The 16,514-nt window shown below is 71.0% G+C and carries 10 protein-coding genes; 5 read left to right on the top strand and 5 right to left on the bottom strand.

Going from position 1 to position 16,514, the window contains the following annotated elements; genetic code table 11:
* Positions 1-20 precede the first annotated feature (20 nt).
* Entirely contained in the window at positions 21-2,546 is a 2,526-nt protein-coding gene (cckA, locus tag NVS83_RS18740; protein ID WP_258740671.1) for a cell cycle histidine kinase CckA, read from the bottom strand.
* Between the two features lie 372 nt (positions 2,547-2,918).
* Here cckA and NVS83_RS18735 point away from each other — a divergent pair, with 372 nt between their 5' ends.
* Positions 2,919-3,974, top strand: coding sequence for a flagellar biosynthetic protein FliO (locus tag NVS83_RS18735; RefSeq protein ID WP_258740670.1), 1,056 nt, complete (start codon positions 2,919-2,921; stop codon positions 3,972-3,974).
* Between the two features lie 137 nt (positions 3,975-4,111).
* On the opposite strand, the gene dksA is transcribed toward NVS83_RS18735, so the two are convergent.
* The 3 genes from dksA to NVS83_RS18720 form a co-directional block, all read right to left on the bottom strand.
* On the bottom strand, positions 4,112-4,528 hold the full coding sequence (dksA, locus tag NVS83_RS18730) for an RNA polymerase-binding protein DksA (protein WP_258733292.1): 417 nt from the start codon (positions 4,526-4,528) through the stop codon (positions 4,112-4,114).
* Between the two features lie 360 nt (positions 4,529-4,888).
* Complete coding sequence (locus NVS83_RS18725) at positions 4,889-5,758, bottom strand: MipA/OmpV family protein (protein WP_258740669.1); 870 nt, start codon at positions 5,756-5,758, stop codon at positions 4,889-4,891.
* A gap of 77 nt (positions 5,759-5,835) precedes the next feature.
* Entirely contained in the window at positions 5,836-7,113 is a 1,278-nt protein-coding gene (locus NVS83_RS18720; RefSeq protein WP_258740668.1) for an NAD(P)/FAD-dependent oxidoreductase, read from the bottom strand.
* 86 nt (positions 7,114-7,199) lie between these two features.
* On the opposite strand from NVS83_RS18720, the gene NVS83_RS18715 reads away from it, so the two are divergent.
* From NVS83_RS18715 to NVS83_RS18705, 3 genes are read left to right on the top strand one after another with little or no spacing between them, the layout of a single operon-like run.
* On the top strand, positions 7,200-7,721 hold the full coding sequence (locus NVS83_RS18715; protein ID WP_258733294.1) for a SixA phosphatase family protein: 522 nt from the start codon (positions 7,200-7,202) through the stop codon (positions 7,719-7,721).
* Positions 7,722-7,723: 2 nt separating this feature from the next.
* Positions 7,724-9,187 carry a YcjX family GTP-binding protein gene (locus NVS83_RS18710; protein WP_258740666.1) on the top strand — a complete coding sequence of 488 codons (1,464 nt, stop codon included), beginning with the start codon at positions 7,724-7,726 and terminating at the stop codon, positions 9,185-9,187.
* Between the two features lie 4 nt (positions 9,188-9,191).
* On the top strand, positions 9,192-10,286 hold the full coding sequence (locus tag NVS83_RS18705; protein WP_258740665.1) for a YcjF family protein: 1,095 nt from the start codon (positions 9,192-9,194) through the stop codon (positions 10,284-10,286).
* Between the two features lie 15 nt (positions 10,287-10,301).
* Here the strand turns inward: NVS83_RS18705 and NVS83_RS18700 are convergent, their stop codons facing one another.
* On the bottom strand, positions 10,302-10,622 hold the full coding sequence (locus NVS83_RS18700; RefSeq protein ID WP_258733297.1) for a 2Fe-2S iron-sulfur cluster-binding protein: 321 nt from the start codon (positions 10,620-10,622) through the stop codon (positions 10,302-10,304).
* Between the two features lie 356 nt (positions 10,623-10,978).
* Between NVS83_RS18700 and NVS83_RS18695 the strand changes: the two genes are divergently transcribed.
* On the top strand, positions 10,979-16,514 hold a 5,536-nt coding region (locus NVS83_RS18695), incomplete at its 3' end, for an apolipoprotein A-IV repeat region-like domain-containing protein (RefSeq protein WP_258740662.1).

Below are 16,514 nucleotides of genomic sequence, written 5' to 3'. Positions count from 1 at the left end.
CCGTTGGTCGGGACGGCGCGTCAGTCGCTCCGCCCCATGCTTTTCTTCACCGCCTCGATGAGCTGCTTGAGCGTGAACGGCTTCGGCAGGAAGCCGAAATCTGCGCCCTCCGGCAGGTTCTTGGCGAAGGCTTCCTCGGCATAGCCCGACATGAATATCACCTTTATGTCGGGATTGGCCGCGCGCAACTCCTTCAAGAGCGAGGGCCCGTCCATTTCCGGCATCACCACGTCGGACAGGACGAGGTCCACCTCGCCGCCGTGATCCTCCATCACCTCCAGCGCCTCGAGGCCGGAGCCGGCCTCCAGCACCTGGTAGCCGCGCGAGACCAGCGCCCGGGCGGCGAAGGCGCGCACCGCCTCCTCGTCCTCCACCAGCAGAACGGTCCCGCGGCCGGTGAGGTCCGCCGCCTTGGTCGCGGGCTCGGCCTCCACCGCCTTGGGGGCGATCTCCACCACGTCGGGCACGTGGCGCGGCAGGAACACGCGGAAGGTGGTGCCGTGGCCGAGCTCGCTTTCCACCTGCAGCGTGCCGCCGGTCTGCTTGACGATGCCGTAGACGGTGGAAAGCCCGAGGCCCGTCCCCTTGCCCACCTCCTTGGTGGAGAAGAACGGCTCGAAGATCTTGTCCAGAATGGCCGGCGGAATGCCGGTGCCGGTGTCGACCACCTCGACCAGCACATGGTCCGCGCGCGGCACGCCGGCCTCCCCCGCCTCGCCATACTGCTCCACCTCGTCGGCGCTGACGTTGCGGGTGCGGATGGTCAGCGAGCCGCCGTCCGGCATGGCGTCGCGCGCATTGACCGCGAGGTTCACCACCACCTGCTCGAACTGGTTCAGGTCCGCCTTCACCGGCCAGAGGTCGCGCCCCTCCTTCACCTCCAGCTTGATGGTCTCGCCCAGCAGCCGGCGCAGCAGCATGGACAAATCGCTCATCACGTCGCCGAGGTTCAGCACCTGCGGGCGCAGAGTCTGGCGGCGGGAGAAGGCGAGGAGCTGGCGCACCAGCCCGGCGGCGCGGTTGGCGTTCTGCTTGATCTGCATCACGTCCTGGAAGGACGGGTCGGTCGGCCGGCTGTTGGCGAGCAACAGGTCCGAATAGCCGATGATGGCGGTCAGCACGTTGTTGAAGTCGTGGGCGACGCCGCCCGCGAGCTGGCCGACCGCCTGCATCTTCTGCGACTGGGCGAACTGCGCCTCCAGCGCGCGCTGCTCGGTGGTCTCCACCACATAGAGGATCGCCGCCTCGCTCGCCTCGCCGTCCTTCACCGGCGCGAGATAGAAGCGGGCCGAGCGCCCGCCCTCGCGGTCGAGCACGAGGTCGATCGGGCTCGGCGGCGCCTGCCCCTGCACCGCCTCGGCCACCGCCGCCTCCAGCGGGGTGCGGACGGTCTCCCCCACCAGATTGGCCACGCGCCGCCCCTCGGCTGCGTCGGCGCCGCCGAACAGGCGCGCGAACATGGCGTTGGCGCGGGCGATGCGGCCCTCGCCGTCCACGGTGGCGATGGCGACCGGCGAATTGTGGAAGAAGCGCGCGAAGCGCACCTCCGCCGCGCGGGCCGGATCTCCCGCCGCATCCTCGCGCGAGCGGTTGACCACCAGCGTGCGCGAGGCACCCGGTGTGCCGTCCGAGGAGAAGGCGACGCGGTGCCAGATCCGCACCGGCAGCGCCCGCCCATCCTTGCGCCGCAGGTCGAGGTCGAGCACCTCGGTACGCACCCCGCCCGGCACCCGCGCCATGCCGGTGAGCAGCGCCGCCGCCGGCCCGGGCACGATGTCGGCGACCGAGAGCCCGCCGGGCCCGAACTCGGCGAGGTCGTAGCCGAGCCAGTCGACCAGCGTGGCGTTGATGTAGTGGATGGCGCCGCCCGCCGCCGCCGAGAAGAAGCCGGCCGGCGCATGGTCGAGATAGTCGATGGCGTGCTGAAGCTCGAGGAAGGCGTTCTCCTGGCGCTCGCGCTCGCGCGTGAGGTCGCTCACCGTCCACACCACCGCCTGCCCGCCCCGCGGGACGGAGCCGCCCGGGCGCGCGCCGAGCCGGAGCCAGCGCACCGGCAGGCCGGGCACGGCGACGCGGACCTCCTCCGTCAGCGCCTTGCCCTCGCGCACGCCCTGGGCGAGGCGGTAGACCGCCTCCGAGGCGTCGGGGTCGCTGGTGAAGAGCCGCTCGATCGGACGCAGCTCCTCCGGGCGCGTGGCGCCGGTGATCTCGCCATAGCGCGGATTGGCGTAGAGTACGCGCCCGAGCGGGTCGACGATGCTCATCCCCTCGGCCGCGCTGTCGACGATGCGCCGGGCGAGCTCGTCGCGCGGGTCGGGCACGCCGAAGCGCAGCAGGCCGGCGGCATAGGCGAACAGCGCGAACACGCCGACCACCGCGAGCACGGTGAGCAGCCCGATGATCCAGGGGTCGGCCTTGTCGCGGCCCAGCAGCAGCAGCGAGGCCACAGCACCGACGAGCGCAAGCGCCACCACCAGCACGAGCCGGATGCTGCCGCCGATTTCCGGTCGATCGTTGGTGGGATCGTCGGGTGCGCTGTCCGCCATGTCGCTGCTTAGGGCCCCCCTCGCCGCCAGGCTCGAAGCGGGCGATTCAACCTTTCGTCCTTGGTGCCCGACCCTGCCGCGTCGGGCAAGGGCCGATTCGGCCGGATACCCGCTTATCCGGACCCCTCTTTTTCCCGCCCGAGGCACGGGATGACCCGTCGCGGCCCGCGTTTTCAGGCTTCCGGAGCGGCGGCGGGAGCCGGCCCCATGGGCCGCGACTGCCGCCTCCGTGTGCCGTCCGCCGGCCCGATTACCGGCCTAAGCCCGCTCTACCACTTGCCGCCCCGCCCCTTCCGCGACACAAAGTGCGGCGAAGGAGCCTTGGGCCGCGCGAAAACGCGGCGCGAGGTTCGGCTGAGGAGAGGCACCCCCATGACGGAAATGCTGTCCGCCCTGACCGGCGCAGGCAATGCCGGCCTGCTGCTGGCGCTTGCCGGCGCGGTCGTGCTCGCTCTCATCGTCATCCTGTTCGGCCGCCGGGCCCGCCGCCGCAACCGGCACGCCATGGTGGGCGGCCATCGGCTGGCGGTGGTCGACCAGTTGCAGATCGACGAGACGCGGCGGCTGGTGCTGATCCAGCGCGACGACGTCCAGCACCTCGTGGTGCTAGGCGGGGGAAGCGACTTCCTGGTGGAGAGCGGCATCGGCGCGACGCCGGTCGTGACGCAGGCGGAACCGCATCCCCCCGCGCGCGAGCCGGCGACGCCGCCCTCGGTCCCGCCGGCCGCCCGGCCCCCGGCCCCGCCGCCGGAGCGCCCGCTCGCCTCGACACGCCCGGCCGCATCGCCGGCCTTTCCCCAGACCCGGCCCACCGAGCGCGCGGAGAGCGGCCCGCGCGTCACGGTGAAGGTCGACCCGGCCTTCGCCGGCATGGTGGAGCAGCTCGAGGAGACGCTGCGCCGTCCCGCCGTGAGCGCCGAACCGGTCGCCCCGCGCGCCGAAGCTGCCCCGCGTGCCGAAGCTGCGCAGCGCGTGCCGCGGCCTGCGCCGGCGCCGCAGCGCATCCCCGCCGAGCATCGCACCGAACCGGTCATTTCGCCGATTCCCGCCGATATCGGCCGGGAGCCGAGCCGGCCGGCCGCCAGGGCTCCGGAGATCCTTTCTCCGTTGACGTCGACCGGCAGCACCGCGGCGAGCGATGCCCCACCGTCGAGCTCGGTGCCCGTGACACCCGCGCCGGTGAACCCGGCGCCCGCGAGGCCGGCCCCGCTCGGGCCCTCCTCCGCGGGGCATGGATCGACGGGCCCCGCGCCGACAAGCGAGGCATCCGCACCGGAGGTCATCTCGCCCGAGCCGGCCTCGCCTGGTTCCGGCCGGTCGCCGGAGGTGATCCCCCCTTCCGCCTCGGAGCGCGTGCCGGATCGCGAGTCCGGCGAAGCCTTCGACATCGAGATGGCGAATCTGCTCGGCCGCACCCGCCGCCCGTGAGTGCGGCCGCAGTCCCCGCAAATGCAAACGGCGGCCCGCGCACCGGGCCGCCGTTTCACATTTCAATCTCGGCCGCAGGTTTCTCCCCGCAGGTCGCCCGCCCGCCGGGAACCGGGCCCCGCAGGGCCGGTCCGGTGTCAGTCGTCGCGATAGACCCGCTCGCGCCGCTCGTGGCGCTCCTGCGCCTCGATCGACAGCGTGGCGATCGGCCGGGCTTCGAGACGCTTGAGGGAGATCGGCTCGCCCGTTTCCTCGCAATAGCCGTAGCTGCCGTCGTCGATCCGCTCGAGCGCCGCGTCGATCTTGGCGATCAGCTTGCGCTGCCGGTCGCGGGCTCGAAGCTCGATGGCGCGGTCGGTCTCCGACGATGCGCGATCGGCGATATCCGGGTGGTTCTGATTTTCGTCCTGAAGATGCTGCAACGTCTCGCGCGCTTCCCGCAGGATGTCATCCTTCCACTGCAACAGCTTGTGGCGAAAATATTCGCGCTGCCGCTCGTTCATGAAAGGCTCGTCCTCGCGGGGGCGATATTCCTGGTCGATCTCAACCGACATCGGCCTTCGTCCTCGTTTTCGGGGGCCACCCCTCTTGGGCGGTGCTTATAGCCTCCCGAACCGGCCCGTACAACATTTCTCGTCGTCATCACAACGACATGAAATGCTGGATTTTTCAGCAGCTTGCGCGCCAAAAGCGGGCAAAGGCGTAAGCCGGCCGGAACACTACGTGAGAACCGGCAGCCGAATCGCGCGCGGCGCCCGCTCCTCGCCGGGCGGTACCGGAGCGACCACGCGCCAAGGTGACGTAGCGGCCGCAGGCTCTACACGTGCAGGTAGCGCGCGCGAATACCTGCACCGGCCGCGCACGCGCTCGTCGCGGGCGTCCCCGTCCGGCCGTCGGGCCGGAGCGGGATGCCGTCATTCGAAGCCGAGGAAGAAGGTGTAGGAGAGCGAGACGCCCGCCTGGAACTGATTGCGGTCGCCGTTCTGCACAACCAGCGGGCTGTCGGCGGCGTCGTCCATCAGATATTTGTACTCGGCGAACACCGAGCCGAGGATGTTCGGCGTGAAGCGCTTCAGGATCTGGCCACCGAAGCCGACCGAATAGATGCCGCCGCCGGCCTCATAAGGGGTCAGGTTGTTGCCCTGCGCCATCGCCGCCGCGGACTCCTCGGGGGTGATGCCGAAATAGGCATCGGTGTAGCCCGAGCTCGCCAGCGTCATGCGAGGACCGGCCGAAAGCGCCATGCCGCCCCAGAACTCGGTGAAGTGGATGGCGTCGACCGCGAGGTCGGCCACCACGCCGTCGAAGCCGCCGAATCCGTAGCGAAGCTCGCCGCGCAGGCGCAGCCAGTCGGCCGGGTACCACTGCGCGTAGCCGCCGACCTGGTAGGCGTAGTCGACGTCGTTCAGCCCGCGCAGATCGTCGGAATCGCTCGAATCGCGCTTCCAGTTGATCTGGCCGACCACACCGGCCTCGAAAAACCCCGTATCCCACAGCGCGATGCTGGCGCTGTCGTTGAAGCTGCGCCAGCGGCTCAGCTTGTCGGCGCGGCTGATGTAGATGATCGGCTTGAAGCCGAACTCGTAGTCGTCCGAGCCGGCATATTCGGGCTGCACCATGGCGTAGCCGCCGAGCGTCAGCGTCCATTCGCGGTCGACGTAGCCGGGAGCCTTCTCCACCGCCATCGGCGGCGTCTCGATACCGAGATCGGCGGCATTCGCCGGCAGGGCCTGACCCATCACGCCCGCGACCACACAAAAACCTGCAACGCCGATCGCCCGCATCACTCGCTTCCCATTGCCTGTGTCAGCTCTATTACAGCACGATGGCGCGGCAGTGGTTGCCGAAAAGTCACGTTAACCTATTGTCTTCGCAAGGAAGCCGCCCGCAGGGCTAGCTCGGCGGCGAAGCGCCCGACCAGTCCGCCCGCGCCGACGATACCGAACGGGGCGAACTGCTTCCAGCGCTCGTCCCCCTCGACGATGCCCGAGGCCACCAGCTCGCCCGCCATCGCCGTGGTGTTGAGCCCGTGCCCGCCGAAGCAGGAGGCGATCCACACGCCCGGCTCCAGCCGGCCGATCAGCGGCATGGCGTGGACCGCATAGGCCATCGTCCCCGCCCAGGCGTGCTCGATCCTCACCCCCTTCAGCGCCGGGAAGGTGCGCCCGATCTCGCGGGCGAGCCTGTCCGCCAGCCCGCGCGGCGTGCCGGTGCGCGTCGTGGCGTCGGTGCCCCACAGCAGCCGGTCGCCGACGCGGCGGAAATAATTGCCGGTGCGGCGCATGTCGGACACGCCGCCGGCGAACTGCACCGCCGCGCCGAGCCGGTCGCCGAGGTCCTCGCTCACGCCGACATAGGTCGAGACCGGCATCGCCGCCCGCGCGACCTCGGGCCATACCCGCCCGCTCGGCACGCCCGCGCAGAGCACGACGTGATGCGCGCGCACCCGCCCGCCGGCGGTCGCCACATGCTTGCGCACCCCGGCGAGATCGGCGGTGCGCGCCTCGCTCGCCTCGAAGATGCGCACGCCCTCCTCCTCCAGCGCCGCTGCGAGATGGCGCGCGAGGACGAGCGGATCGAGCTGGAAGGATTCGGGGAAGTGCAGCGCCTGACAGTAGAGCTCGGTGCGCAGCACGTCGCGCAGCTCGCGCGTCGACCAGGCCTCGCACGGCACATGGAGGCAGCGCGCCAGCCAGTCCGCGCGCCTCCTTGTGGCCGCCTCGTCATCGGCGAGGCTGACCTCGAGCCGGCCGGCCACCGGGGCGAGCCCGGCGGCGTGGGCGACGGCGCGCACGATCTCGACGCCCTCGCGCGAAAGATCCCACAGCTCCCGGGTCGCCTGCGGCCCGACGCGGCGCGCCAGCTTCTCCGGCGCCAGCGCGTAGCCGGGGCCGACGAAGCCGGCATTGCGTCCCGAGGCGCCGGCGCCGACCCGCTCGCGCTCGATCACCACCACCTCGTGCCCGCGCGCGGCCAGCGCCCGCGCGGTCCACAGCCCGGCGAGCCCGCCGCCGATCACGCACACGTCGCAATCGACGTCCTGGGTGAGCTGGCGGCGCGGCGGCGGCGGCTCGCTGCCGAAGGCCAGCGCGCCGTAAAAGGTATCGAAGTGCGCTTCCTGCGCCGTTGCCTGCTGCATCGCGCTCCGCTTCGCGCAAACATTGCGACGCTCACTATATGTTGGCGGCACACCGGCCGTCGATTCAGTGCGAGTTCGAGTCATCCATGCTGCGTCTCTTCCTGCTCCGCCACGCCAAATCCGCCTGGCCCGACAACGTGCCCGACCGAGACCGCCCGCTCGGCCCGCGCGGGCTGCGCGCCGCGCCCGCCATGGGTGCCTATATGGAGAAGGAAAAGCTGGTGCCGACCCGCGTGCTGGTGTCGCCGGCGCGGCGCACGATTGAGACCTGGGAGCAGGTCTCGGCCGGCTGGGCAGGGGCGCCGCCCGCGATCTACGAGGAGGCGATCTATGAGAGTTCGGCCGATGCGCTGCTCGCCCTGGTCCAAGCGCAGGGCACGGTGTCGCCGCTGATGCTGGTGGGCCACAATCCGGGCATGGAGGAGTTCGCCGCCCGCCTGCTGTCGCGCGAGCAGCGCGCCCGCGCGCTGACCAAGTTCCCCACCGGGGCGCTCGCCGTCATCGACCTGCCGGTCGACGACTGGTCGCAGGCGCGCACCGGCAGCGGCATGCTGGAGCGCTTCGTCACCCCGCGGGCGATCGGCGTGGTGAAGGACGGGAAGGACTGAACGTGCCGAGCTGGTATGAAGAGCTGATCGACGAGGCGCGGCTCACCGCGCTGACCCTGCTCGACCGGGCGGAGGACCTGACCAGCCCGACGCTGCGGCTCGGCATCACCGGCCTGTCGCGCTCGGGCAAGACCGTCTTCACCACCGCGCTGATCCATGCGCTGACGCGCGGCGGGCGGCTGCCGGTGTTCCGGGCCATGCATGAAGGGCGCATCGCCAGCGCCACGCTTGAGCCGCAGCCCGACGACAACGTGCCCCGCTTCGACTATGAGGGCCATCTCTCGGCCCTCGTCGACGAGCGGCGCTGGCCGGAATCCACCCGCCGCATCAGCGAGCTGCGCCTCGCCATAGATTACGCGCCCGCGCGCGGGGGGCGCCGCGCCCTCACCCTCGACATCGTCGACTATCCCGGTGAGTGGCTGCTCGACCTGCCGCTGCTCGACCGTTCCTATGCCGACTTCGCCGCCGACAGCCTGCGTCTCGCCCGAGATCCGGCGCGGCGCGACCTCGCCGCCCCGTTCCTCGCCGCGCTCGCCGACACCGACCCAGAGGCGCCGGCGGACGAGGCGCTGGCGCGCAGGCTGGCCGAGCTCTTCACCGACTATCTCGCCGCCTGCCGCGCCGAGGCGGTGGCGATGAGCCTGCTGCCGCCCGGCCGCTTCCTGATGCCGGGCGACCTCGAAGGCTCGCCGGCTCTCACCTTCGCGCCGATCGACCTGTCGGGCGACGCAGAGCCGCCGGCCGGCTCGCTCGCGGCGATGATGCAGCGGCGCTACGAGTCCTATAAGGACCGCATCGTGCGCCCGTTCTTCCGCGATCACTTCGCCCGGCTCGACCGGCAGATCGTGCTGATCGACGTGCTCGCGGCGCTGAATGCCGGCCCGGCCGCGCTCTCCGACCTCGAAGCCGCGCTCGACGGCATCCTCGCCGCCTTCCGGGTGGGGCGGAATTCCTGGCTCGGCGCGCTGTTCCGCCACCGCATCGGCCGGGTGCTGTTCGCCGCCACCAAGGCCGACCATCTCCACCACACCAGCCATGACCCGCTGGAGGCGATCCTGCGCCGGCTGGTCGAGCGCGCGCTGTCGCGGGCGGAGGGCGCGGGCGCGCAGATCGACGTGGTGGCGCTCGCCGCCGTGCGCGCCACCCGCGAGGCGCAGGTCAGGCGCGGGCGGGTGCACCTGCCCGCCATCGTCGGCGTGCCCGAGGCGGGACAGTACGGGGCGGACGAGTTCGACGGCCTCGCCGAGGCGGCCGTGTTTCCGGGCGACCTGCCGGAGAACCCGTCGGCGCTGTTCGACCCCTCGCTCGGCTTCAAGGGACTGTCGGACGCGCAGGGCGGCGATTTCCGCTTCCTGCGCTTCCGCCCGCCGGTGGTCGAGCGCAATGGCGAGGGGCAGGCTCTGCCGCTGCCCCATATCCGGCTCGACCGCGCGCTCGAATTCCTCATCGGCGACCGGCTGAGGTGACGACATGACCGACCGACACAATCGCCGCCCGCAGGCGTTCCGGCTCGACGACCCGGGCGTGGTGTTCGCCGACGAGGGCCAGCCCGCGCCGCGCGGGGCGGTGGTCGTCACCCCGACGCCGCCGATCCCGGACATGGCGGAGGAGATCGCGCTGCCCCCGCCGCCGCCGCGCAGCTCGCGCTGGGGCGTATTGTTCTGGACCGGCCTCGGCGGCCTCGTCAGCCTCGGGCTCGGCCTCGCCGTGTCGAAGCTGGTCGAGGACCTGTTCGCCCGTGCCGATTGGCTCGGCTATGTCGGGGCCGGCTTCGCGGCCGCCTTCGTGGTGGCCTGCCTCGGCCTGCTGGCGCGCGAGACCTTCGGGCTGATGCGGCTGAAGACGCTCAACAAGCTGCGCGAGCGCGCGGCGCTGGCGCTGGAGAAGGACGACCGGCGCGTCGCCGAGGGCGTCACCAAGGAGTTGATCACGCTCTCGCGCGGCTCGCCGGGCCTGCTGCGGGCGCGCACCGAACTCGCGAGCCATCTCGACGCCATCATCGACGGCGCCGACCTCATCCGCCTGACCGAGCGCCATTTGATGGCCCCGCTCGACGCAGAGGCGACCCGGCTGGTCTCCAATGCCGCCAAGCGGGTCTCGGTGGTGACGGCGGTCTCGCCGCGCGCGGCGGTGGACCTCGTCTTTGTGGCGCTGACCGCGGTCGGCCTGATCCGCCGGCTGGCGCTGCTCTATGGCGGGCGTCCGGGCGCGCTCGGCATGGTGCGGCTGTTCCGGCAGGTCGTCTCCCATCTCGCCGTCACCGGCGGCATGGCAGCGGGGGATTCACTGATCCAGCAGGTGGTCGGCCACGGCATCGCGGCCAAGCTGTCCGCGCGGCTCGGCGAGGGCGTGGTCAACGGGCTGCTGACCGCCCGCCTCGGCCTCGCCGCGATCGAGGTCACGCGGCCGCTGCCCTTCGCGGCCCTCCCCGCCCCGGCGCTGTCCGACGTCGCCTCGGGGCTGATCACCCGCGAGACGGCGACCGGCGAAATGATCGTCCGGGAGGCGCCCGGCGAGGACGCCGCGGGCAAGGCGCGGCCGGGCAAAAGGCCGTCCGCCGGTTAACCATGACGGGGAAAATCAGCCCTGGTGCTCGGGCGTGCGCACGACGAGCCCGTCGAGCGCGTCGGTCACCTTGATCTGGCAGGAGAGGCGCGAGGTCGGCTTCACGTCGGAGGCGAAGTCGAGCATGTCCTCTTCCATCGGGCCGGGCTCGCCGACCTTCTCCGCCCATGCCTCGTCGACATAGACGTGGCAGGTCGCGCAGGCGCAGGCCCCGCCGCATTCCGCATCAATGCCCGGAACGCCGTTGCGGATCGCCGTTTCCATGACGGTAGAGCCGTTCTGGGCCTCCACCGTCCGCTCGGTCCCGGCGGCGTCGATATAGGTGATCTTGGGCATGGGCAGCTTTGACGATCTTGAAGGACTACAAGGTAGGGTGCCCTAGATAACCCCCGATGCGGGCGAATGCCAGCGCGCGCAAGCAAAGTTCCGCACTCCCCTCCGATGGCCACGGAAGGAACAGAATCAACGGTTAGCGAACGTGGTGAACAGGCCGTTAACGATAACCTCAATCGGCCTGTTAACCCCAGTTCCATTTTTACTCGCCAAGAGCGTAGGATAAAGGTGCGGTGAACTGACGTTTCCTCGCTCTTGCCGGTACTTGTCGGGAAGAGAGGATTTTTCGGATCACCGCGAAACCCCGGGCCGACGGCGCAAGCCGGTCGGAGTAGCGTACGGACCGGAGGCAGGCGCCTATGTCGACGAGCACTAAGAAGGTTCAGCAGGATCCGGCCGAGGCCGCGCTATCCGCGATCGAGGAAGCCCTTAACCTCGACCTGGACACCGGAGACGAGTCCTCACCGCCGCCCTCTTCGGACGACGAACACGACCTGCCGCCCGCGCGCGAGCCCGGCGGGCCGCGCATCGAGGCCCGGACCAGCTCGCCCTTCGAGGACGACGAGGAACCTTCCTTCCTCTCGGCCAGCGACCTCGACGCCGACTTCGCCAACGCCACCCCGGAGTTCGGCTCCGAGGAGTCCGACCCGGCGCTCGACGAACCCTCCTCGGGGAACGAGGAACCGCATTTCGACTTCGGCCCGGAGCACAGCTTCGACGCGCCGGAAATCACCGCCGAGGACCGCGAGGCGCACGACGCCGGCCCCGATCTCGGCCTCGCCGCCGGGCTTGGTGCGGGCGCTGCCGCCGGGCTGGGCGCCGGCGTTGGCGTTGGCGCGGGTTCTGGCGCGAACACCGGTGCCGACACCCTGGCCGAGCGTGCCGCCGCGGCCCGTCCCGCCTCGCTGCCGGGGCGCCGCGCCGCCAATGACGACCGCCAGACCATCGGCCAGCTTCTCGCCGCGCTCCAGCGCCGGCCGACCGCGACACCCTATTACATAGCGACCATCGCCTCGCTGGCGTGGCTTGCGGGCGGGGGCTTCCTCGCCGTCTCGCATTTCCAGGCGGGAGCGGACGGCTCCGTGCTGTCCTCGCCCACGCTTCTCGCCACCGCCGCTGGCCTGCTCGTGCCGCCGGTGTTCTTCTTCGTGCTCGCGGCCATGGTCAGCCGCATGCAGGAGATGCGCATCGTCGCCCATTCCATGGCGCAGGTGGCGATCCGCCTCGCCGAGCCGGACCCGGTCTCCACCGACGCCGTGGTGAATGTCGGCCAGACCGTGCGCCGCGAGGTCGCCGCGATCGGCGACGGCGTCGAGCGCACGCTCGCCCGCGCCGGCGAGCTCGAGGCGCTGGTGCGCACCGAGATTTCCTCGCTCGAGCACGCCTTCGAGGAGAACGAGGCGCGCATGCACAACCTCATCGAGCGGCTGCAGGCCGAGCGTGAGGTCATTCTCACCCATTCCGAGCACATCCGCGAAGCCATCGCGAGCGCGCACTTCTCCTTCACCCACGAGGTCGACGGCGTCAGCGAGCGCATCAGCATGAGCGTGATGGAGGCCGCGGACCGCGTGACCGGCACGCTCTCCGAGAAGGGCGAGCACATCACCCTCGCGCTCGGCCGCGTCGGCGACACCATCATCGACGCGCTGACCGACAAGGGCGGCGACCTGATCGACCGCCTGCAGTCGACCGGCTCGGACGTCAACACCAACCTGTCCGACGCCAGCGAGCACCTGATCTCGACCCTGACCGGCCAGACCGAGGAAATCTCGCAGCGCCTGTCCGGCGTCACCTCCAACCTCACCGAGCAGCTCGCCGCGCGCACCGACGAGATCGGCGCGCAACTCCTGCGCACCGCCACCGAGCTGTCCACCGTGGTGACGACGCGCACCGACGAGATGGGCGAGAGGCTGACCACCACCACCCACGACCTGACCGAGACCTTCTCCGCGCGCTCCAACGAGATCACCGACGCTCTGGTCGCGACCGGCACCCGCCTCGCCGACGAGATCGCGGTCCGCGCCAACGAGGTCAACCAGACGCTGAAGACCAGCGGCGACGCGCTGGTGCTCGACCTGTCGCAGCGTGGCGGCGAGGTCGTGCGCAAGCTCGAGGAGACCGGCAACCGGGTCGCCGACACCATCACCGTGCGCGGCGACGACCTCGCCGACCGCATCGCCGACACCGGCAACCGCATCTACGACACCATCGCCGTGCGTGGCGGCGAGCTCGAGCGCCTGCTCGGCGAGACCGGCCAGCGCGTGGTGCACCAGATCTCCGAGGCCGGCGCCGGCGTGCACGATTCGCTCGCCGAATCCGCCGACCTGTTCGCCCAGGAGGTCACCCACCGCAGCCGCGAGCTGAACGAGCAGCTCGCCCAGACCGGCGCCGAGATGGTGCAGTCCATCTCCGCGCGCGGCGGCCGGGTCACCGACCAGTTCCGCGACACCGCCGAGGAGCTCACCGTCTCGATCAGCAACAAGGGCGACGCGGTGCGCGAGATGCTCGACGCGCGCCTCAAGACGCTCGAGCAGACGATCTCGGTGCGCGGCAACGAGCTGGCCGACCGCATCGCCAGCGACGCCACCCTGCTCGGCCGCCAGATCACCGACGGCCTGCACGACTTTGACACCGTCATGCAGACCCGCGGCTCCGAGATGGTCCGCCTCGTCACCGAGCGCGTCGAGGCCGTCACCCGGGCCATGGACGAGAACCTCACCGGCTTCGACGACCAGGTGACCGCCAAGACCGAGCAGATCGCCTCCTCGCTGGACCTGCGCATCGCCAATATCGAGGGTGTGCTCGACCGCGGCGTCGAGGGCGTCAACGAGACGCTGGCCGGCCGGACCCAGGAGTTCGCCCAGACCATGACGGAGGGCGCGCGCCTCGCCACCGAGGCGATGGACAAGTCCCTCAACATGCTGGACGGCTTCTTCACCCAGCACGCGCAGGACGTCACCGCCAATATCAGCGACCGCATCGACCAGGCCGCGCGCACCCTCACCGACGGCGCGCACCGGGCCAACGACGCGATGAACCGCTCGCTGGACGTGCTCAGCAACTTCTTCGACGACCGCGCCGCCTCCATCTCCGATCAGCTCACCGATCGCATCGAGCAGGCCGACCGCACCCTGTCGGCGCGCGCGCTGGAAATCGCCGACACGCTCGATTCCCGTGTCGGCCGCTTCGAGGAGACCGTCTTCGGCCGCATGGACAATGTCGCGACCTCGGTCGAGGTGCGCGGCGCGGCCATGGCCGACCTGCTCGGCCAGCGCATCGGCGCCGTCGCCGGCCAGCTGCGCAGCGAGGCCTCGGAGGTCGAGGCCAGCCTCAACTCTCTGGTCGACAATGTCAGCCGCACCATGGTGGAGCGCGCCGGCGAGGTCACCGAGATGTTCGACAGCCGCACCGAGGCGATCGCCCGCATGGTCGACGAGCGCGGCAACGGCCTGCTCTCGGCGCTCGAGGACCGCAGCCTCGGCATCACCAGCGAGATCGCCCGCGCCAGCGGCGACCTGCTGGCGGCGATCGACGACCATCGCGACGGCCTTGTGCGGGCCCTCGAGAGCACCCGCGCTGGTGCCGTCGACGACATCGCCCGCGCGAGCGAGGACCTGCTGAACACGCTGGAGACGCGCTCCGACGCCATCGTCTCCGCCTTCGAGCAGGCCACCTCCGGCCGCAGCGACCAGATCGTGCGGATGAGCGAGGACCTGCTCAACACGATGGACACCCGCGCGGGTGCCATCGCCGCCGCCTTCGAGCAGGCGACCTCGGGCCGCACCGAGCAGATCATGCGCGCCGGCGAGGACCTGCTCGGCACGCTGGACGCGCGTGCCGGCGTCATCGCCGAAGCCTTCGAGCAGGCCACTTCCGGGCGCACCGAGCAGATCATGCGCGCCAGCGAAGACCTGCTCAACGCGCTCGACACCCGCGCCGGGGCCATCGCCGAAGCCTTCGAGCAAGCAACCTCCGGCCGTACCGAACAGATCATGCGCGCCAGCGACGAACTGCTCAGCACGCTCGACAACCGCGCCGGCGCCATCGCCGACGCGTTCGAGCAGGCGACCTCCGGGCGCACCGAGCAGCTCGTGCAGGCGAGCGAGGAGATCCTCAACACGATGGACACCCGCGCCGGGGCCATCGCCACCGCCTTCGAGCAGGCGACCTCCGGCCGCGCCGACCAGATCATCCAGATGAGCGAGGAGATCCTCGGCACGCTGGAAACGCGGGCCGGTGCCATCACCTCGGCCTTCGAGCAGGCGACGGACGGGCGCACCGACCAGATCGTGCGCGCCAGCGAGGAGCTGCTGAGCACGCTGGAAAACCGCGCCGAGGCGATCGTCACCGCCTTCGAGCAGGCGACCGGTGGGCGCGCCGACCAGTTCGCGCAGATGAGCGAGCACATGATCGGCACGGTCGAGAGCCGCACCGCCGGCCTTCTCGACGCGTTCCACCGCTCGGGCAGCACCGCGGCGACCGAGCTCGCCCGGGTCGGCGACGACCTTCTCACCACCCTGAACAGCCAGGGCGGCGACGTGGTCAGCGGCCTCCAGCAGCTCTCCTCGCAGGTCACGGGCGAAATCTCCCGCGCCAGCAGCGAGATGCTGACCGAGTTCGACAGCCGCGGCGCCCAGCTCGTCGACCACGCGCGCCGCTCCGGCGACGTCACCTCGGCCGAGTTCACCCGGCTCACCGAGCAGTTCGTGCGCTCGCTGGACGAGCGCGGCAGCGCCATGCTCGACGCTGCCACCCAGACCACGGAATACGCCACCCACGAGCTGGGGCGGCTGGCCGAGGAACTGGTCAACGCGCTGGAAGGCCGCGGCACCGGGCTGGTGCAGGCGATCAGCGAGAGTGGCCGCAACGCGGTGGAGGAGATCGCCAGCACCAACCAGGCACTGCAGGGCGACGTCACCGCGCTGCTGGACCGGCTCGGCTCGGTCAACGTCCAGCTTCAGGACGTGCTCGCGAGCTCGGTCACCAATCTCGCGGCGATCGAGAGCGCCATCACCGAGCGCCTCAACACCTTCCACAGCACCGTCAGCAATGTCGACGAGGCGAGCCGCCTCGCCTCGACCCGCATGGACGAGCAGATCCGCGACCTGCGGGCGGTCTCCACCGACGTGCTGCAGGACGTCGCCTCGCTCAGCCGGAACTTCACCGAGCAGGCCGGCATCATCACCAGCGTCGCCAACGCGCTGGGCTCGGCGCACGAGAACCTCGACGAGACGCTCGGCACCCGCCACGAGGCGCTGCTCTCGCTCGCCGAGCAGGTCGGCAACCGCACCTCGGAGCTCGACGAGCGCCTGTCGAGCTACACCCAGACGATGGAGGAGACCTTCTCCCGCGCGGCGGAGATCTCCAAGTCGATCCTCGACAAGGCCGGCGTCTCCAGCGAGGCGGTCATCAGCGAGCACGAGAAGATCCGCAGCCTCGCTGAATCCGAGCAGGAGCGCACCCTGGCCGCGCTGCGCGCGACCTACGAGCAGGCGGTCGGCGAGGTCAACACGCTGCTCTCCCGCGCCAATGAGGGCTTCACCTCGGCGGCCGGCGAGCTGCGCAATTCGGCGAGCGAGGTGCAGCGTGCGCTGGAGACCACCCGCGAGGAGCTCAAGCGCAACATCCTCGAACTGCCGGAGGAGACCGAGGCCAGCGCCGCCGCGATGCGCCGCACGGTCGCCGAGCAGATCAAGGCCCTGGCCGAGCTCAACGAGATCGTGGCGCGCCACGGCCGTACGCTCGACGCCGACACCGGCTCGCAAAGCCGGCCGGCCGCCCAGCCGGTTCCGGTAGCGGCGGCTGCCGCCCCGGTGGCCGCCCCGGCCCGTCCGGCGCGCGCCGAGCCGGCGCCGCCGCCGGCCCCGCCGCGCTACGAGCCGCAGCGTCCCGCCG

Origin of the sequence: Ancylobacter mangrovi (assembly GCF_024752335.1) — a bacterium.
Lineage (GTDB): Bacteria > Pseudomonadota > Alphaproteobacteria > Rhizobiales > Xanthobacteraceae > Ancylobacter > Ancylobacter mangrovi.
This window is presented reverse-complemented; position numbering and strand designations above follow the sequence as displayed.